This is a genomic window from Micromonospora sp. NPDC049903 (assembly GCF_044460945.1).
Lineage (GTDB): Bacteria > Actinomycetota > Actinomycetes > Mycobacteriales > Micromonosporaceae > Micromonospora.
Genome location: NZ_JBITKL010000004.1, coordinates 73,056 through 90,404, shown reverse-complemented (window position 1 = coordinate 90,404; position 17,349 = coordinate 73,056). Strand labels below are relative to the sequence as shown.

Here is a 17,349-nt window from a genome sequence, read left to right as displayed (position 1 = left end):
GATCGTCAGTGCGCGCCGGCGCCGGTCAGCGAACGCACCTCCAGTTCGGCGTACTTGTCCTCGTCGCTCTCCTTGGAGACGAGGGTGCCGATCCACCCGCAGAGGAAGCCGAACGGGATCGACAGGATGCCCGGGTTGGACAGCGGGAACCACTGCCAGTCGTGGTCCGGGAACATCGCCGTCGGTGCTCCGGAGACCACCGGCGAGAAGAAGACCAGCAGTACGGCCGCCAGCAGACCGCCGTAGATCGCCCACACCGCGCCCGAGGTGTTGAACCGCTTCCAGAACAGGCTGTAGAGGATCGCCGGCAGGTTGCCGGAGGCGGCGACGGCGAAGGCCAGTGCCACCAGGAACGCCACGTTCAGGTTCTGCGCGAAGATCGACAGGGCGATGGCGGCCGCACCGATCACCAACGCGGAGATCCGGGCGACGCGTACCTCCTGGCGCTCTGAGGTGTTGCCCCGCTTGATGACGTTGGCGTAGAAGTCGTGCGCCAGGCTGGACGACGACGCCAGGGTCAACCCGGCGACCACCGCGAGGATGGTGGCGAAGGCGACCGCCGCGATGATCGCCAGCATCGCCGCCCCGCCCAGATCGCCGCCGAAGAAGTCGATCCCGAGCGCCTCGGCGAGCTGTGGTGCGGCGGTGTTGCCGGCCGCGTCCTGTTCCCGGATGGCGTCACCACCCACCAGCGCCGCCGCACCGAAGCCGAGGGCTAGGGTGAGCAGGTAGAACGAGCCGATGATGCCGATCGCCCAGAGCACGCTCTTGCGGGCCGCCTTCGCCGTCGGCACGGTGTAGAAGCGGATCAGGATGTGCGGCAGGCCGGCTGTGCCGAGCACCAGGGCGATGCCGAGGGAGAGCAGGTCGACCTTGTTGTAGAAGGTCTGTGTCGCGTTGCCGGCTACCTCGACGCCGTACCGCAGCCCGGGTTCCAGGAACGCGCTGCCGTGGCCGGAGCTCGCCGCCGCGTCACCCAGCAGGGACGACAGGTTGAACTTGTACTTCGCCAGCACCAGCAGGGTCATCAACAGCGCGCCGCCCATCAGCAGGAACGCCTTGACGATCTGTACGTAGGTGGTGCCCTTCATGCCACCCACGGTGACGTAGATGATCATGAGGGCGCCGACCAGGATGATGGTCGCCACCTTGGCGGTGCTGGCGTCCATGCCCAGGAAGGTGGTGCCGGGGCGGATGCCGAGCAGCAGGGCCACGAGGGCGCCCGCACCGACCATCTGGGCCAGCAGATAGAAGATCGACACGGTGATGGTGGAAACCGCCGCCGCGGTACGCACCGGACGCTGCCGCATCCGGAAGGCCAGTACGTCGGCCATCGTGTACCGGCCGGAGTTCCGCAGCAGCTCCGCGACCAGCAGCAGGGCCACCAGCCAGGCCACCAGGAAGCCGATCGAATAGAGGAAACCGTCGTAGCCGTAGAGGGCGATGATGCCGGCGATGCCCAGGAAGGACGCGGCGGACATGTAGTCGCCACCGATCGCCATGCCGTTCTGGAAGCCGGAGAACGACCGGCCGCCCGCGTAGAAGTCGGTGGCGGTCTTGGTCTGCCGGCTGGCCCAGATGGTGATGCCCAGGGTGGCGGCCACGAAGGCCAGGAAGAGCACGATGGTTAGGTTCCGGGCCGTCGTGTTGCCCGCCTCGACCGCGAGGATCGTCGTGGTCACGACTCACCTCCGGTCAGCTCTTCACGGATCTTGTCGGCCACCGGGTCGATCTTCCGGTCGGCGTACCGGCTGTAGAGCCAGGCGATGAGGAAGGTGGAGACGAACTGGAGCAGGCCGAAGACCAGCGCCACGTTGATGTTGCTGCCGAACAGGCGCGTGCCCATGAAGTCTCGCGCGTACGCCGAGAGGATCACGTAGAGCGAGTACCACAGGAAGAACGCGATGGTCATCGGGAAGACGAATCCGCGCAGCGCGCGGCGCAGTCCGGCGAATTCGTCCGACCGTTGGACCGCGAGGTACCGCTGCGGCGTCGAATCGGTCGGCGCGGTCGCGGGTGTGTCCGTGGACATCTTGTGGATCACCACCTTCACAGGCGTCAGGAGTTTCGCGCACGGTAAGAAGCGCACTCCCCGCCGGAAAAGGCTGAGATCGGTGTCGGTCGACGGCTGCGCCGAACGGCAGCATCGCTGCGCCGAGTGACCCAGCTCACTCCGTTGAGCGGTAGGTGAAGTCCGTCCAGGTTCGTCCGCCGGGGCATGGCCGGGTGGCGCCCCACGGTGGGCCGGGTTCCGGGTGGCAGGGCGGTCAGCCCAGTTCGCGGTAGCGACCCCGATGGTGCAGCAGCGGCGCGATGTCGTCGCCGAGCTCCACCTGCTCGACCGTCGCCTCGACGAGCAGGCTCCAGCCGTACTCCCTTGCGCTGTCGAGCCGGCACCCCGCCCACCCGCCGGCGTCGGCGGGCACCGGCCCGTAGGGCGTCTCGGTCCAGTCGCCGGTGGCGAACAGGCCACCCGGCGACGGGAAGAGGCCGGCGAACCGGTCGGCGAGCTGCCGGTGCGGCGGGCCGAGCGGCGCGACCGCGAACCGACCGGCCTCCTCGACCGCCGCCCACAGGTCGGACTCGGCGTCGATCAGGCCGAGCAGTCGGTCCGGCTCGCCCTCGGCCACCAGCGTGGAGGAGACGGTCAGCCCGGCCGGCCCGGGTGCGGTCCAGAGCGTCACCGGTGCGGCGAGCCGACCCCGGAGACGGCGTACGGGCGAACGGTCGCCCGCCGGCACGGCGAACGGGTCGGTGTGGTGGATCTGGGCACCCGGCTGATGATTCACGTGAAACATTGTGACCCGCCCGGCCGGTTCACGGGCCCGTGCCCAGGTCAGGAACCGGTCGTGCAGGTCGGTGTGGTGAAGCTGCCCGTTGAGCTGGCTGAGCTGGGCGTGGGCTTCCGTCATCAGCAGTCCGAGATACACCAGGAGCGCGATCCGATCCTCGCGGTACTCGACCAGCAGCGAGAGGCGGGCGGGCTGGCAGGGCCAGTGCGCCCCGCACGCTCGACAGCGCCAGAGGGGTCGCATCGGCAGGTGCGGCACGAAGCGGCTCACGATCGAGCCGACCGTCCGTGCCAGGCTGATCCTTTCGGCGCGGCAGATGCCAGGGTCACCAGCGGCCCCCGTTCGCCCGCCACCCCTGCCCGAGAGTGAGCCAGCCGCCTCGGCCGGGCCGGGGCTCGGCGATCGTCGGCCAGGCAGCCCAGTTCGGAAGCGGATACGCCGAACGTTCGCGCGCCGAAGGGCTGACGTACGGGCATGGCTCGGGTCGCCGTCGGCTGGCACCCGTGTGTGCCTCGGGTGTCGAGCGGTCGGTGTGCGGGCTGGCCCCGGGCATCGAAGGCGACGATGTCCCCGTCGCGACCGGGCCCTCGGCCCGGATGGGCGCGGGTAGGCGGGCCGGCCTTCTCGGGTCGGCGGTGCGGGTCACGGCCGGTTGCACCGGGGTACTGCGGGCGAACCAGCCGACTGGCCGCCAGCACCGCCATCCCGACGGGGTACGGCGCGACGGGACGACTTCCGGGTTCGCTCTCGATGGCGACGCGCGGCGGTTTGCCCGCAGCACGACGTTCCGACACCTGCGGAACACGTTGTACATGGGGTGGCCTCCTTCGCTTCGAAGGGTCGCCCCGGCCGGGGGAATGACCGGGGCGACCCGACGCAGGACCGGCCGTCGGGTCGTCGCCTCCACCGGCCGGGCCGCGCGATTCCACCCTGGACTCCGCACTCGTCGCAGGGGAGGATGCCAGCGGTTACTACTCGGCGCGTTCGCGTACTTACCAGATGGGTGAGTGATGAACTTCGAGATGTGGATCAGGGCGTTGAAGGCCGCCCGTGCCGCCGCCGGCGTCTCCCAGGAGGGTCTTGCCACTCTGATCAAATGGAGCCCGTCGCTGATCGCCGCCATCGAGACCGGCCGCCGCCGACCGACGATGGAATTCGCCGTGGCCTCCGACGAGGCGCTGCAAACCGGTGGCCTACTCGCCGAACTCCTCAAGGAGGCCGACCGGGAACGCGGTCCCTCCTGGTTCGCGGCGTGGCGCGGCTACGAGCAGGAGGCGACCAGGCTGCGCGCCTTCGAGCCCTGTCTGGTGCCGGGCCTGCTCCAGACCGAGGAGTACGCCCGAGCCGTCATCTCGGCCGGAGGTCTACAGCCGCCAGCGATGGTGGACGAGTTGGTGGCCGTCCGAATGGAGCGGCAGGAACTGCTGCGCCGGGATGATCCACCGCAGTGCGTCTTCCTGCTCGACGAGAATGTGGTGCGGCGGCCCGTCGGCGGTCCGGCGGTGCTCGATGCGCAGCTCGGCCGACTGTTGGAGGAGGCGCAACTGCCGCACGTTCGGTTGCACATCGTCCCGGTCAGCGTCGGCGAGCATGTCGGCCTGATCGGCGGCTTCGTGCTGGCCGAGCTGTCGGACGGCGAGCAGGCGATCTACCTGGAAAACGCCGCTCGCGGGCACGTGGTCAACGACCCCGAGACGGTCCGCCTGATCGACCGGAAGTGGGATAGCCTGCTCGGCGAAGCACTGTCCACGAGCGCCTCGCTGGATCTGATCCGAAAGCTCAAGGTGACGCCATGACCGCTGCCGAACCCCGTTGGCGCACGTCGACCCGCTCCGGTGACACCGGCGGCAACTGTGTCGAGGTGGCGGACAACCTGCCCGGGGTGGTGCTGGTGCGGGACAGTAAGGATCGTTCCGGCCCGTCGCTCACCTTCGCGCCAACCGCGTGGCGATCCTTCCTCGACCTGGCCCGAGAGGCATCGACCCCCGCTGCCTGCTGACCGACCCCCTGCCGGGGCGTACGTGCGACACTCCCCGGCGCACCGGTCGCGCAACGTGCGACCCACTCGGAAGATCACGCTCGATCCAGGATCGAGTGGCCTCGTTGTAGCGCGGTAACCACTCGATCCTGCATCGAGCACGATCGTGCGAGCCGTCGGTGATCGTGCGCCGCCCGTGATCGTGCGGGCCGCCCGTGATCCGAGTCGCCCATGGTCATGTGGGGAGTTCTGATTGTGCGGGCCTCCCTTGATCGTGCGGGGAGTCCGTGATCATGTGGGAGCCAGTGATCGTGTGGGCCTCCCGGGTCGTGTGGGCCTCCCCGGGTCGTGTGGGCCTCCCCGGGCCCTGTGGGCCTCCCCGGGCCCTGTGGGCCTCCCCGGGCCCTGTGGGCCTCCCCGGGCCCTGTGGGCCTCCCGGGATCGTGCGAGCCGATCGGGTTTGTGCGGGCTGCTCGTGATTGTGCGGGCCGCCCCGGGTCTTGCGGGCCGTGAGCGAGCCTCCCTCGACCTGGCCCGAGAGGCATCGGGCCCCGCAACCCGGCTGATCTCCTCACTGGCGGCGTGTGCGGCGTGCCCAATGCTCGGAAGATCACGCTCGATCCAGGATCGAGCGTGATCATGCGGCCCGCCCGTGATCATGCGGCCCGCCCGTGTTCGTGCGCCGCCCGTGTTCGTGCGCCGCCCGTGTTCGTGCGCCGCCCGTGTTCGTGTGGGCCGTCCATGATCATGCGGCCCGCCCGTGATCGGGTGGGGCCGCCGACAGGCGGCGGCACGGGTGGCCGCGTTATCCACAGGGGCAGCGCGCGGGGCCTGGTGACTGCAATCGTCGATGGCATGTCCAGATCGCCTCGTCGGCCTCCGCAGTTGCGGGGGCGCATCTTCCGCGGGTCTCACGCGATCACAAGTGGCCTGCTCACCCGCAACGATCTCCGCAGTTCCGCCTGGCGTCCGCTCTTTCGAGATGTGTACGCGGACGCCAAGGTGCCCGTCACCCACCGGACCAGGTGCACTGCTGCCGGCCGGTGGCTGATCCCGCCAGCCGGGGCGATCGCCGGTCGATCCGCTGCGGCACTCTACGGGTGCGCCCAGGTCGCCCCCGACGAGCCGGTGGACGTCATCGTGCCGCGTGACGTACGCGTCGGTGTCATCGCTGGTCTGCGCATCCATCGCGGACCGATCGACCCGGGGGACGTCCTCGATCGCGCGGGCACGGCTGTCACGTCCCCCGTGCGTACCTGCTGGGACCTGGCACTCTGGCTCGACCTGGTGGAGGCGGTGGTGGTCATCGACGCGTTGTTGGCACGCAGACTCACCGACGTGTCTGCGCTACGCGGGTACGCGCTCGCGAGGGCGGGTCGCCGTGGCTGGCGGGCGATGCTCGGGGCGGTCGACCTCGCGGACGCTGGCGCCGAGTCGCCCCAGGAATCACGGACCCGGGTGCGGCTGGTGCTGGCCGGGCTGCCCCGGCCTCGTACCCAGTGGGTCGTGTCGGACCAAGGCCGTTTCGTCGCTCGTCTCGATCTTGCCTGGCCGGACTATCGGGTGGCGGTGGAGTACGACGGGCTCTGGCACGCCGACCCGGAGCAGTTCCACTCGGACCGCAGACGGCTCAACCGACTGGTCAGCCGCGACTGGATCATCCTGCACGTCACCGCGAAGCGCCTCCGTGCGGACTTCGCGGGCTTCGTCGCCGAGGTCCAGGCCGCCCTTCGCTCCCGGGGCCACGTCTCACCGTCGTTCAGCGGCGCGGGGTGACCGTGGCCAGCAGTTCGGGCTGGCGGCGGTCCAGGGTGTCGCCGGCCAGGTACGCGCCGAGCAGCGCCGCACCCACGCCGTACGCCACGCCGAGCGGCAGGCCCAGCCAGAGCCAGGTGTCGCCGAGCAGCGCGGCGGCCACCACCATCGGTACGCCGAGCACGGCGGTGACGACCATCGACAGCAGCGTCAGCAGACTCTTGACCACGCCGGCACCACTGTTCATCGCGAACGGGTTGCTCGTCTCCGGCAGCGAGTACGCGCCGAGCACCGAGATGAACGAGTTGACGGCCAGCCCGACGCCGTACGTGGCGACCAGTGCGCCCGCCATGAACCCGATCCACGCGGGCTCCCCGATGACCAGTGCGATCACCACCGCGACCACGGCCAGCATCGGCAGTACGTAGAGCGAGAAGGCGGCCATCCGGGCGAGTAGTTCCTGCCGACCGGGTACGCCGGCCACCACGTTCGCGGCGTACGCGCTGCCGTCGAAGCCGAACTGGTTGGCCAGGGTGACGGCGGCGAGCAGCCCGACGAAGAGCATGGAGACGCTGACCAGCACCGGTGACGAGTCGCCGACGCTGAAGCCCTGATCACTGTCGAAGGCGAAGCCCTGCGCGCCGAAGTTGACCATGACCGGCACGAAGAGACCGACCACCGCGATGGTGATCAGGTTGGCCCGCCTCCGGGCGTCCCGCCACCAGTAGCGGGCCTCCCGGGCGACCAGCGCGCCGAACTGGTCCCGGCGCAGCCAGCCGGCCGCACGGGGGAACAGTTGGGCGACCGCGCCACCGGCCGGTCCCGCCTGGACCCGGGCCGGTCCGCTGCTCGCCGCACCCACCATCGCCGACTCCAGCGACCGCGACCACCACGCCAACAGCGCGAGGATGGTGAGCACGGCGATCGCCAGCTTCAGCGGTGCGGCCCAGACCCGGCCCTGAGCCAGGTCGATGCCGGCCGTGAAGGGTGCGCCCAGCGGGGTCCAGCCGAGCACGGTCGCCACCGGGACGAACCGGTCCCAGTCGACCTCGCCGAGCGCGGCCACACCCGCGATCTGCAACGGCCCCAGCATCGCGGCCAGCACCGCCAGCAGGACGGCGGCCAGGTCACGGACCCGCCGGGAGCGGAGCATGGTGGCGAACGCGCTGGTCACCGCCCGCGCACCGGCGACGCAGACGAGCAGACCCAGGACGACCCCGATCGCGGCCACCACGGCGGCGGACCAGCCGCCGAAGACGCCGGCGGTGACGACCAGGCCGGAGAACGCCACCAGGGCGGCGATCGCCGGTACGCTCACCAGCGCCGCCGCGAACAGCCCCTTGACCAGGGTGCGGCGGGGTAGCGGCAGCAGCGCGAAGCGGGCCGGGTCGAGCGTCTCGTCGACCCCGAAGAAGACCAGCGGCAGCAGCATCCAGCCGAGCACGGTGAGGCTGCCGGCGAGCGCGGCGATCAGCAGCGCGTACGTGTCGTTGCCCGCCAGCCCGGGGGCGGCCAGGCCGAAGAAGGCGCCCACCGCGATCCAGAGCCCGAACAGCGACCCGATCAGGAACAGCGCGACCCGCCAGCCCTGACCACGGAAGTTGTTGGCCATCACCCGCAGCTTGAGCCGGACGAAGTGCCGGGCCGAGACGGCCCGTACCGGCTTCGCCGGGGCGGTCACTGAGACAGCCACGCCAGCTCCTCACCGGTGGCGGTACGCCCGCCGACCACCTCGACGAAGACCTCCTCCAGCGAGCGCTCGCCGCGTACCTGCTCCAGCGTGCCGACCCGCTTGATGGTGCCCTCGGCGAGGATCGCCACATGCGTGCAGAGCCGCTGCACGACCTCCATCACGTGACTGGAGAAGACCACCGTGCCGCCGCCGGTCACGTACCGCTGGAGGATGTCGCGGATCAACGCGGCCGAGACCGGGTCGACCGCCTCGAACGGCTCGTCCAGCACCAGCAGTCGCGGCCCGTGCAGCAGCGCGCAGGCCAGGCCGATCTTCTTCTTCATACCGGCCGAGTAGTCCACCACCAGGGTGCGGCCGGCGTCGGCGAGGGCGAGCACGTCGAGCAGTTCCCCGGCGCGCTGGTCGACCACCGCCGGGTCCATGCCGCGCAGCAGGCCGTGGTACGCCAACAGCTCGGACCCGCTCAGCCGGTCGAAGAGGCGTACGCCGTCCGGCATCACGCCGAGCAGCCGTTTCGCGGTGACCGGGTCGGCCCACACGTCGTGCCCGAGCACCTGGGCGCCACCCGCGTCGGGCCGCAGCAGTCCGACCGCCATCGACAGCGTGGTGGTCTTGCCCGCGCCGTTCGGGCCGAGCAGGCCATAGAACGAGCCGGCGGGCACGTCCAGATCCACACCGGCTACCGCGATCTTGCTGTCGAACCTCTTCGCCAGGCCGCGCAGCGCCAGCGCCGGGTGCTCACCAGTCATGAGCCCGACCGTATCCGGTCCTGACCAGTGCACCGACCGACCGGAGGACGATTCGCGGCTCATCCGCGAGGCGGACGTCACGCCCGTCGCCCCTGCATGCCGACGGACGTTAGCAGGGGACCCTTCCTATACCGCAGGCGTTAACAGGGGGCCCTTCCTTACCGCCGGAGGGCGTCGGGGGCGTGCAGGCGCAGCATGGTGCGGGCGATGTCGGTCGGGGCGCGGCGGCGGGTGGCGAGCGAGACGGCGACCATCACGGTGAAGGCCAGCGGCACCGTCCAGGCGGCGGGCTGGGCGGTCAGGGTGGCGGGCCAGCCGGACAGCGGTGGGCCGAGCACGGTGACCAGCACCGCCGTCACCGCCGCGCCGCCGCCGACCAGGATGCCGGCCGCCGCGCCCGCGTCGGTGAGCCCACGCCACCAGATGCCGAGCACCAGCAGCGGGCAGAAGCTGGACGCGGCGACGGCGAACGCCAGCCCGACCACCTGCGAGACGTCCAGCCCGGAGACGTTCAACGCGAGCACCGTCGGCACTCCGCCCGCGATCACGGTGGCCAGCCGGAAGCCGCGTACCGAGCCACGGCCGAGCACGTCCGTGGAGATCACCCCGGCGACGCTGGTGAGCAGGCCGGACGAGGTGGACAGGAAGGCCGCGAAGGCACCGGCGGCGACCAGGGCGGCCAGCAGTCGGCCGGTGGTCCCGGCACCGAGCGCCGCTTCGGGCAGCAGCACCACCACCGCGTCGGTCTGCCCGCTGACCAGCAGTTGCGGGGTGTAGATCCGGCCGAGTACGCCGTAGATCGTGGGTAACAGGTAGAAGACCCCGACCAGCGCCAGCACCACGAGCGTGGTCCGGCGGGCGGCCGCGCCGTCCGGATTCGTATAGAAGCGTACGAGGACGTGCGGGAGCCCCATGGTGCCCAGAAAGGTCGCCAGGATCAGCGAGTACGTGGCGAACAGTCCCCGGTCGTCGTCGGCGGCGGTGCTGGGCAGCAGCCACTCGGCGGACCCGGTTGCCACCCCGGAGACCTCCGGCACCGGCTCACCGGCCGCGAAGGTCAACTCGTCGCCGGGGCGTACCTCCCGGGTCTCACCGTCGGGCAGCGTGAGCACCGCGCGGTGCTCGACCACGACGGTGGTCGCGGTCCGGAACGTCGGCCCGTCGGGCGGCGTCACCGGCGGACGTCCGTCGGACTGCCACTGAAGGGCGAGGAAGATCGCGGGTACGGCGAGCGCGGTCAGCTTGAGCCAGTACTGGAACGCCTGCACGAAGGTGACCGCGCGCATCCCGCCGAGCGCCACGTTGGCGGTCACCACCGCGGCCACCACCAGGGCACCCACCGGGTACGGCGAGCCGGCCAGCGTGGCCAGCGTCAGCCCGGCGCCCTGCAACTGCGGCACCAGATAGAGCCACCCGATGAAGATCACGAAGATGGTGGCGAGCGTCCGCAACCGGCGGGAACCGAGCCGCATCTCGCAGAAGTCGGGCAGGGTGAACGCCCCGGAGCGGCGCAGCGGTGCGGCCACGAACAGCAGCAGGGCCAGGTAGCCGGCGGCGAAACCGACCGGGTACCAGAGCACGTCGACGCCGTACTTGAGGACCAGGCCGGCCACGCCGAGGAAGCTCGCCGCCGACAGGTACTCCCCGCCGATCGCGGCGGCGTTCCAGGTCGGGCTGACCACCCGCGAGGCGACCAGGAAATCGGAGGTGGTGCGGGCCAGCCGCAGCCCGTAGAACCCGATCCCCAGGGTGATCAGGGTGACCGCCACGATCGCGGGTACGACGAGGTCGTTGCCCATTCAGCGCTCCGGCCGCCGGACCAGGTCGGTGAAGTCCTGCTCGTTGCGCTCGGCCAGCCGCACGTACGTCCAGCCCACCGCCACCAGGAACGGGAAGGAGAGCGCGCCGAGCAGCAGCCACGGCAGGTTGACGCCGAGCACGGTCATCCGCCCGACCGACGGCGCGATGGCGAACAGCAACGGCAGGCCGCCCAGCCCGACCAGCACCACCGCCGACAGTTGCAACGCCAGCGCCAACTGGGCGCGTACCAGTCCCCGGACCAGGGCCTCACCGACCCGGGTCTGCTGGGTGAGCTCGGTGTGCGTACCGGCCGCCGGGCGCTGCCGCTGCGACACCTCGGCCAGCACCACCCGGGTACGCGTGGGCACCTCGGGTGTCGGGGGCCCGCCCTGCGGCGGCACCCGACCGGAGTCGGCGTGGCGGGGCTGCGCCCCGGGCCGTGCCGCCGCCCCGGGCGCCGGGACGGGATCGTCGGCAGCGGCCACCCCGGCAGTCTCGTCTGCCGGACGGGAATGTCAAGAGGGCTGTGCACAACCTGTGGACAACCGATGCAGCCTGTGGATAACCCGGTGGACGGCGGTCACACCGTCAGCGGCTCCACTCCTGTTTCGCGGCGCGGACCAGCTTGTCCTTGAGTTCCCGGATGTGCCGCCGGCTCACCGACAGCTCCGTGCCGTCGACCACCACCACGTACCCGGAGTTGACCAGCCGCAGCTCGGCGATCAGCCGGAGCTGCACCAGGTACGACCGGTGGATCCGGACGAAACCGGCGTCGGCCCAGCGTTCGGCGAGCGTCGCCAGCGACACCCGGACCAGGTGGGCGCCGTCCACGGTGTGCAGCCGGGCGTAGTCGCCCTGCGCCTCCACCCACCGCACCGCCGAGCGGGGCAGCATCCGGGTGCTGCCGGCCAACTCGACCGGTATGGTCGGGTCCTCCTCAGCCCGGGCCAGCGCGGCCGGATGGGAGGGCACCACCCGCGAGCCGACCACCCGGCGCAACGCCTCGGAGAGCCGCTCGGACCGGACCGGCTTCCGGACGTAGTCGGTGGCGCCGAGGTCGAAGGCGTCGGCCGCGCCGTCGTCGTACGCGGTGACGAAGACGATCGCCGGTGGCCGGGCGAACCGGCGCAGCACCCGGGCCAGCTCCATGCCGTCCAGGCCGGGCATCCGGATGTCCAGGAAGACCACGTCGATGTCGCCGTCGCGGAGCACCCGCAGCGCCTCGGTGGCGTCGCCGGCCGTGTGCAGGCGAGCCACCCGGTGGTCGGCGCGCAGGTGGTACGCCAACTCGTCGAGCGCGGGCGGTTCGTCGTCCACCGCCAGGACGCGCAGGAAACCGGGGGCGGCCGGGCCGCCGTTGCCGGTCACGATCCGGCCCGTACGCCGGGGTGGAACTTCGGCACCCGCATGCTCACCTTCGTTCCCGAGCCCAGGCCCGTCTCCACGACCAGGCCGAAACCGTCACCGAAGACCGACCTGAGCCGTTCGTCGACGTTCGAGAGGCCGACGTGCTGGCCCGGGTCGTCGCCGGGGTCGCCGGTGGCGCCGGCCAGCTCGGCGATCCCGGCGGTCAACGTGGCCGGATCCATCCCCACTCCGTCGTCCTCCACCGTGATGTGGCACTCGGCTCCCGCGTCCCGGGCCTCGATGCTCACCATGCCTGTGCCGGGCTTGCGCGACAAGCCGTGCCGGACCGCGTTCTCCACCAGTGGTTGCAGGCAGAGGAACGGCAGGGTCACCGGCAGCACCTCGGGGGCGATCTGGAGCCGGACCTGGAGCCGGTCGCCGAACCTGGCCCGCTCGATGGTCAGGTAGCGGTCGATCGACCGCAGCTCCTCGGCCAACGTGGTGAACTCCCCGTGCGCCCGGAAGGAGTAGCGGGTGAACTCGGCGAACTCCAGGATCAGCTCCCGGGCCCGCTCCGGGTCGGTGCGGACGAACGAGCCGATCGCGGTCAGCGCGTTGTAGATGAAGTGCGGGCTGATCTGCGCCCGCAGTGCGCGTACCTCGGCGCGGGCCAGCCGCTCCCGGGACGAGTCCAGTTCGGCGAGGGCGAGCTGGCTGCCCGCCCAGTGCGCGGTCTCCAGGGTGGCCTGCACCAGACCGGGGGCGGGGACGCCGTCGGTGACGGCGACCAGGGCACCGGCTATCCGGCCTTCCGCGCCCGCCAGCGGGGCCACCACCGCGCCTCGCACCGGGCAGTCCACGCGGTCGCAGAACAGCTCCGCCTCGCCGAGCACCGTCGAGCGCTCCGACGCCACCACCCGCTGGGCCGCCGCGCGTAGCTGGTCACCGTGGTGTGCCCCCCGCCCGTCCAAGGCGAGCAGATCGTCGGTGTCGGTCAACGCCAGCCCCTCGGCACCGACCAGGGTGCGCAGGTGGCGGGCGGCCTTGGCCGCGCCGGCCGGGTTCAGTCCGGCACGCAGCGGTTCGGCGGCCAGCCCGGCGGTGTGCAGCACCTCGTAGGTGGCCCGCTGCCCGGGGGTGGCGATGCCACGGCGACCACGCAGCCGACCGACGGCGTACAGCGCCCCGGCCAACACGGCGACCAGGGAGATGACGCCGACGACGGCGGAGAGGTTGCCACCCACGCCGACGATCCTGGTCGTTTCCGGCCGCCGGGCCAAGAGTCAGTACGCGCCCTTGCGGGCCAGTACGACGCCCACCGTGCGCCACAGGATGCTCAGGTCGTACGCCAGCGACCAGTTGTCGACGTAGTAGAGGTCCAGTCGGACGGCCTCGTCCCAGGACAGGTCCGAGCGGCCGGAGACCTGCCACAGGCCGGTCATACCGGGACGGACCAGCAGTCGACGTCGTACGTCGCCCAGGAAGTCACCGTCGTCGGCAGGCAGTGGGCGCGGCCCGACCAGCGACATCTCACCCTTGAGCACGTTGATCAACTGAGGCAGTTCGTCCAGCGACGAGGCGCGCAGGAAGCGGCCCACCGGGAAGACCCGGGGATCCTGCTTCATCTTGAACAGCATGCCGTCGGTCTCGTTCTGGTCGGTCAGGCTGGCCAGCCGGTCCTCCGCGTCAACGTACATGGTGCGGAACTTCCACACCCGGAACGTCCGTCCCTCGTGCCCCACCCGGGGCTGGCGGAAGAAGACCGGACCCGGGTCGGAGATCCGGATCGCGACGGCGATGGCGATGAAGACCGGCACCAGCATCAGCAGGCCGAGGCCGGCGGCGATCCGGTCCATCATGCTCTTGGCCAGCAGCGCCGGCCCGGACAGGGTCGGCTCCTCGACGTGCAGCAGCGGCAGACCCTCGATCGGGCGGATGTGCACCCGGGGGCCGGCGATGTCGGTCAACTGCGGGGCCACCACCAGGTCGACCCCGGAGCCCTCCAACTGCCAGGCCAGTCGGCGCAACTCGCCGGGCTCGGAGCTGGCCGAGCCGCAGACCGCGATGGTGTCGCCACCGACTTCGCGGACCAGTGCCAGTACGTCGCGGCCGGCGTACACCGGGACGGGGGTCTGCACGCCCCGGGCTGCCGCGTACCCGTCGGTGATGTGGATGGCGACCGGGACCAGCCCGGCGGACGGGTTGCGGGTGACCGCCGTGTAGACCTCCAGGCAGTCCGGCAGCGTGCCGACCAGCACCATCCGGTGCGCCGCCTGCTGGATGTTGCGCCGGACCACGTGCAGCACGAAACGGGCCAGGATTCGGCCCAGCAGGATCAGCAGCAGGGCCATCAGCAGGGCGGTGCCGACGGTGAACCGGGACAGGTCGGTCTTGGTGGCGAAGGCGAGGAACGACACCGTGGCGCAGGCCGCGACCCCCGCGCGGATCACCCGCTTGAACTCGTCCGGCCCGAGCCCGAGACAACGCCGGTCGTAGGCGCCGTTGAACCACAGGACCACCAGCCAACCCAACGGCAACAGCAGGAAGGCCACGGTGAAGAACCAGGTCGGGTCGTTCTGCGCGTCGTAGAAACCGGCGGTGGCCTGGTCGAAGCTGTGGATCGCGGTGTAGCTGGAGAAGGCGACGGCGGCGAAGTCGAGCAGCAGCAGGATCGCCGTGTACGGACGGTGCCAGCGGGAGACGCGTCGCCGCGCCCGCGCCCACACCGATCGCGGTACGCCGCTGGTAGAGGGTGGGGTCGGCGGCTGGATCTCGAAGCTGTCGACGTGCCGCACGAATCTGCTCCGGCCTTCGTTGGTCACCGGGCGCTGGAGGCTAGTCGTCACCTCACCATGTCCTCCCGCATGACACGCGCCGCTCACTCGCTGTGAGGGCTCGCGTCGCCCACCGTTCCAGCTTCCCACGCGGGTCCGTGCCCGTCGGTGACCCGGAGGACATTGCGCGACAGACTCGTGTTCGCCTGGGATCTGGCCGACTTCGCGCCGTCCGGAAGCCGGGGACCGGGCCACTATACCGATGGATTGTGGCCCGGGTAGAGCGTCCGAGCGGCGGTTCGGCACCCACGTCCGATTCCGCTCCGTAGTCGATGAGCAACGTCACTCACCGTACAAGTCGGGACAACCGTCGGTCAGCCAGCGGCCTGCCGCCGGTCTGGCAGGTGGGGCAGTACTGGAGGCTCGAATCGGCGAACGAGACCTCCCGGACGGTGTCCCCGCAGACCGGACAGGGCAGCCCGGTGCGGGCGTGCACCTTCAGCCCGGAGCGCTTCTCGCCCTTGAGCTCCGCGGCGCGCTGCCCCAGCGAGCGGGTCACCGCGTCGCCGAGCACCCGGCGGGTCGCCGCGTGCAGCGTCGCCATCTGGTCGTCGCTGAGCCGGTCGGTCAGCGCGAACGGCGACAGCTTCGCGGCGTGCAGAATCTCGTCCGAGTACGCGTTACCCACCCCGGCCAGGACGGACTGGTCGGTGAGTATCCCCTTGACCTGCCCCCGGCGGCTGCGCAGCGCCTCGGCGAAGGTGCCCAGGTCGGCGGTGATCGCGTCCGGCCCGAGCTTGGCCACCCCGGGCACCGTCTGCGGGTCGGTGACCAGATAGGCGGCGAGCTTCTTCTGCGTACCGGCCTCGGTCAGGTCGAAGCCGGAGCCGTCGTCGAGGCGTACCCGGAGGGCGATCGGCCCCTTTCCGGGACGAAGCGGGACGGTCGAGGCGAACGCCTCCCGGTAGTGCAGCCAACCCGCGCGGGCCAGGTGGACCACCAGGTGCAGGGCGCCGTCGAAGACGACATCGAGGAACTTGCCGTGCCGCCGGGCGTCGGTCACGGTCCGGCCGACGACCGCGCTCGGTGCCGGGTCGTACGTCTTCAGGGCGCTGATCGCGGCGACCTCCAGCCGGTCGACACGCCGGCCCACCGCGCGCTGCCGCAGGTAGCCTGCGAGCGCCTCCACCTCCGGTAGTTCGGGCACAGGTCAACGGTAGCCTTCTTTGCCGTGAAGATTGTGGTGGCGCACAACCGGTACCGGGAAGCCCAGCCGTCCGGCGAGAACACCATCGTCGACGTGGAGATCGCCCAGCTCGCGGCGGCAGGCGTCGAGGTGCTGCCGTTCCTGCGCAGCTCCGACGAGATCCCGTCGATGCCGAAGTCGGCGAAGGCGCTGCTGCCGATCTCCCCGATCTACGCCCCCCAGGCGCAGCAGGAGCTGAGTCGGCTGCTCACCGAGCACCGTCCGGACGTGTTGCACCTGCACAACCCGTACCCGCTGCTCTCGCCCTGGGTGGTGCGGACCGCGCACCGCCACGGCGTGCCCGTGGTGCAGACGGTGCACAACTATCGCCAGGTCTGCTCCTCCGGCCTGTACTTCCGCGACGGGGTGATCTGCCAGGACTGCCGGGGCCGGACGCTTGGCGTGCCTGCGGTGGTGCACCGTTGCTACCGGGGTTCGCGGGTGCAGAGCGCACTGATGGCGACCACCCTGGCCGTGCACCGGGGCACCTGGAAGTCGGTGGACCGGTTCATCGCGCTGACCAGTGCCGTCGCCGACCACCTGCGCGACTACGGCATCCCGGACGACCGGATCGTGGTCAAGCCCAACGCCATCCCGGACCCGGGCACCCCCGCGCCGCTGGGCCGGGGCTTCCTCTTCCTCGGTCGGCTCTCCCCCGAAAAAGGGCTCGACCTGCTGCTGAAAGCGTGGCGGCGACACCCGGACGGCGCGCTGGGGCCGCTGCGCGTGGCCGGTGACGGCGAACTGCGCCCACTGGTCGAGGCGGCGGCGGCCGAACGTGCCGACGTCACCTTCCTCGGCCCGCTCGACCGGGCCGGAGTCCGCGAGGCGCTGAACGCGAGCGCCGTGGTGCTGGCGACCTCCACCTGGCACGACGTGCTGCCCACCGTGATCATCGAGGCACTGGCCAGCGGAAGGCCGGTGCTCGGCACCGCGCTGGGCGGCATCCCGTACCTGGTCGGTGCCGACACCCCCCGCGAACCCGCCGGCACCGGCCCGGCCGTGGCCGCCTCGGCAGCCGCCCCGCCCAGCCCCGGCGGCCCCGCCGGCCCGGTTGGTCTTGCCGCTCCGGTCGGCTCCGATGGCCTCGCCGGCCCCGGTGGCCTCGCCGGCCCCGGTGGCCTCGCCGGCCCCGGTGGCCTCGCCGGCCCCGGTGGCCTCGCCGGCCCCGGTGGCCTCGCCGGCCCCGGTGGCCTCGCCGGCCCCGGTGGCCTC

15 protein-coding genes are annotated in these 17,349 nt (G+C 71.3%); 4 read left to right on the top strand and 11 right to left on the bottom strand.

The genetic code is table 11. The features are described from left to right. Positions 1-5: 5 nt before the first annotated feature. From ACIBO1_RS10080 to ACIBO1_RS10070, 3 genes are all read right to left on the bottom strand, one after another. Complete coding sequence (locus tag ACIBO1_RS10080; RefSeq protein ID WP_396743551.1) at positions 6-1,682, bottom strand: cation acetate symporter; 1,677 nt, start codon at positions 1,680-1,682, stop codon at positions 6-8. Then, positions 1,679-2,032 (bottom strand): DUF485 domain-containing protein, encoded by a 354-nt coding sequence (locus ACIBO1_RS10075; RefSeq protein ID WP_396743548.1) that lies wholly within the window; start codon positions 2,030-2,032, stop codon positions 1,679-1,681. The genes ACIBO1_RS10080 and ACIBO1_RS10075 overlap by 4 nt, the downstream gene beginning before the upstream one ends. Positions 2,033-2,267: 235 nt before the next feature. Beyond that, on the bottom strand, positions 2,268-3,035 hold the full coding sequence (locus ACIBO1_RS10070; RefSeq protein ID WP_396744160.1) for a flavin reductase family protein: 768 nt from the start codon (positions 3,033-3,035) through the stop codon (positions 2,268-2,270). 767 nt (positions 3,036-3,802) lie between these two features. On the opposite strand from ACIBO1_RS10070, the gene ACIBO1_RS10065 reads away from it, so the two are divergent. The 3 genes from ACIBO1_RS10065 (at position 3,803) to ACIBO1_RS10055 (ending at position 6,546) form a co-directional block, all read left to right on the top strand. After that, positions 3,803-4,588 (top strand): helix-turn-helix domain-containing protein, encoded by a 786-nt coding sequence (locus ACIBO1_RS10065; RefSeq protein WP_396743545.1) that lies wholly within the window; start codon positions 3,803-3,805, stop codon positions 4,586-4,588. After that, positions 4,585-4,791, top strand: a complete 207-nt coding sequence (locus ACIBO1_RS10060; protein ID WP_396743542.1) for a DUF397 domain-containing protein — start codon at positions 4,585-4,587, stop codon at positions 4,789-4,791. The genes ACIBO1_RS10065 and ACIBO1_RS10060 overlap by 4 nt, the downstream gene beginning before the upstream one ends. A 981-nt stretch (positions 4,792-5,772) precedes the next feature. Continuing rightward, a complete protein-coding gene (locus ACIBO1_RS10055; protein WP_396743539.1) occupies positions 5,773-6,546 on the top strand; it encodes an endonuclease domain-containing protein in 774 nt (257 codons plus the stop codon). Here the strand turns inward: ACIBO1_RS10055 and ACIBO1_RS10050 are convergent. From ACIBO1_RS10050 to ACIBO1_RS10015, 8 genes are all read right to left on the bottom strand, one after another. Then, positions 6,530-8,218 carry an ABC transporter permease gene (locus ACIBO1_RS10050; protein ID WP_396743536.1) on the bottom strand — a complete coding sequence of 563 codons (1,689 nt, stop codon included), beginning with the start codon at positions 8,216-8,218 and terminating at the stop codon, positions 6,530-6,532. The two genes, ACIBO1_RS10055 and ACIBO1_RS10050, sit on opposite strands and share 17 nt — an antisense overlap. Then, on the bottom strand, positions 8,203-8,967 hold the full coding sequence (locus ACIBO1_RS10045; RefSeq protein ID WP_350698055.1) for an ABC transporter ATP-binding protein: 765 nt from the start codon (positions 8,965-8,967) through the stop codon (positions 8,203-8,205). The genes ACIBO1_RS10050 and ACIBO1_RS10045 overlap by 16 nt, the downstream gene beginning before the upstream one ends. A 158-nt stretch (positions 8,968-9,125) precedes the next feature. After that, positions 9,126-10,766, bottom strand: coding sequence for a cation acetate symporter (locus ACIBO1_RS10040; protein ID WP_396743533.1), 1,641 nt, complete (start codon positions 10,764-10,766; stop codon positions 9,126-9,128). Continuing rightward, entirely contained in the window at positions 10,767-11,135 is a 369-nt protein-coding gene (locus ACIBO1_RS10035) for a hypothetical protein (RefSeq protein ID WP_396744157.1), read from the bottom strand. A gap of 220 nt (positions 11,136-11,355) precedes the next feature. Next, on the bottom strand, positions 11,356-12,135 hold the full coding sequence (locus ACIBO1_RS10030) for a LytR/AlgR family response regulator transcription factor (protein WP_396743530.1): 780 nt from the start codon (positions 12,133-12,135) through the stop codon (positions 11,356-11,358). Next, positions 12,132-13,358 (bottom strand): sensor histidine kinase, encoded by a 1,227-nt coding sequence (locus ACIBO1_RS10025; protein WP_396697371.1) that lies wholly within the window; start codon positions 13,356-13,358, stop codon positions 12,132-12,134. Before ACIBO1_RS10025 ends, ACIBO1_RS10030 begins: the two co-directional genes overlap by 4 nt. A 39-nt stretch (positions 13,359-13,397) precedes the next feature. After that, complete coding sequence (locus tag ACIBO1_RS10020) at positions 13,398-14,909, bottom strand: sugar transferase (RefSeq protein ID WP_396744154.1); 1,512 nt, start codon at positions 14,907-14,909, stop codon at positions 13,398-13,400. A 325-nt stretch (positions 14,910-15,234) separates the two neighbouring features. After that, on the bottom strand, positions 15,235-16,095 hold the full coding sequence (locus ACIBO1_RS10015; protein WP_396743527.1) for an Fpg/Nei family DNA glycosylase: 861 nt from the start codon (positions 16,093-16,095) through the stop codon (positions 15,235-15,237). A gap of 24 nt (positions 16,096-16,119) precedes the next feature. Here ACIBO1_RS10015 and ACIBO1_RS10010 point away from each other — a divergent pair. After that, positions 16,120-17,349: glycosyltransferase (locus tag ACIBO1_RS10010; RefSeq protein WP_396743525.1), on the top strand; the 1,230-nt coding region annotated here is incomplete at its 3' end.

Bases quoted from the DNA above. Each gene is read 5' to 3' on its own strand.
- ACIBO1_RS10075 (WP_396743548.1), bottom strand. From the start codon at position 2,032: ATGTCCACGGACACACCCGCGACCGCGCCGACCGATTCGACGCCGCAG.
- ACIBO1_RS10070 (WP_396744160.1), bottom strand. From the start codon at position 3,035: ATGCGACCCCTCTGGCGCTGTCGAGCGTGCGGGGCGCACTGGCCCTGC.
- ACIBO1_RS10065 (WP_396743545.1), top strand. From the start codon at position 3,803: ATGAACTTCGAGATGTGGATCAGGGCGTTGAAGGCCGCCCGTGCCGCC.
- ACIBO1_RS10060 (WP_396743542.1), top strand. From the start codon at position 4,585: ATGACCGCTGCCGAACCCCGTTGGCGCACGTCGACCCGCTCCGGTGAC.
- ACIBO1_RS10045 (WP_350698055.1), bottom strand. From the start codon at position 8,967: ATGACTGGTGAGCACCCGGCGCTGGCGCTGCGCGGCCTGGCGAAGAGG.
- ACIBO1_RS10040 (WP_396743533.1), bottom strand. From the start codon at position 10,766: ATGGGCAACGACCTCGTCGTACCCGCGATCGTGGCGGTCACCCTGATC.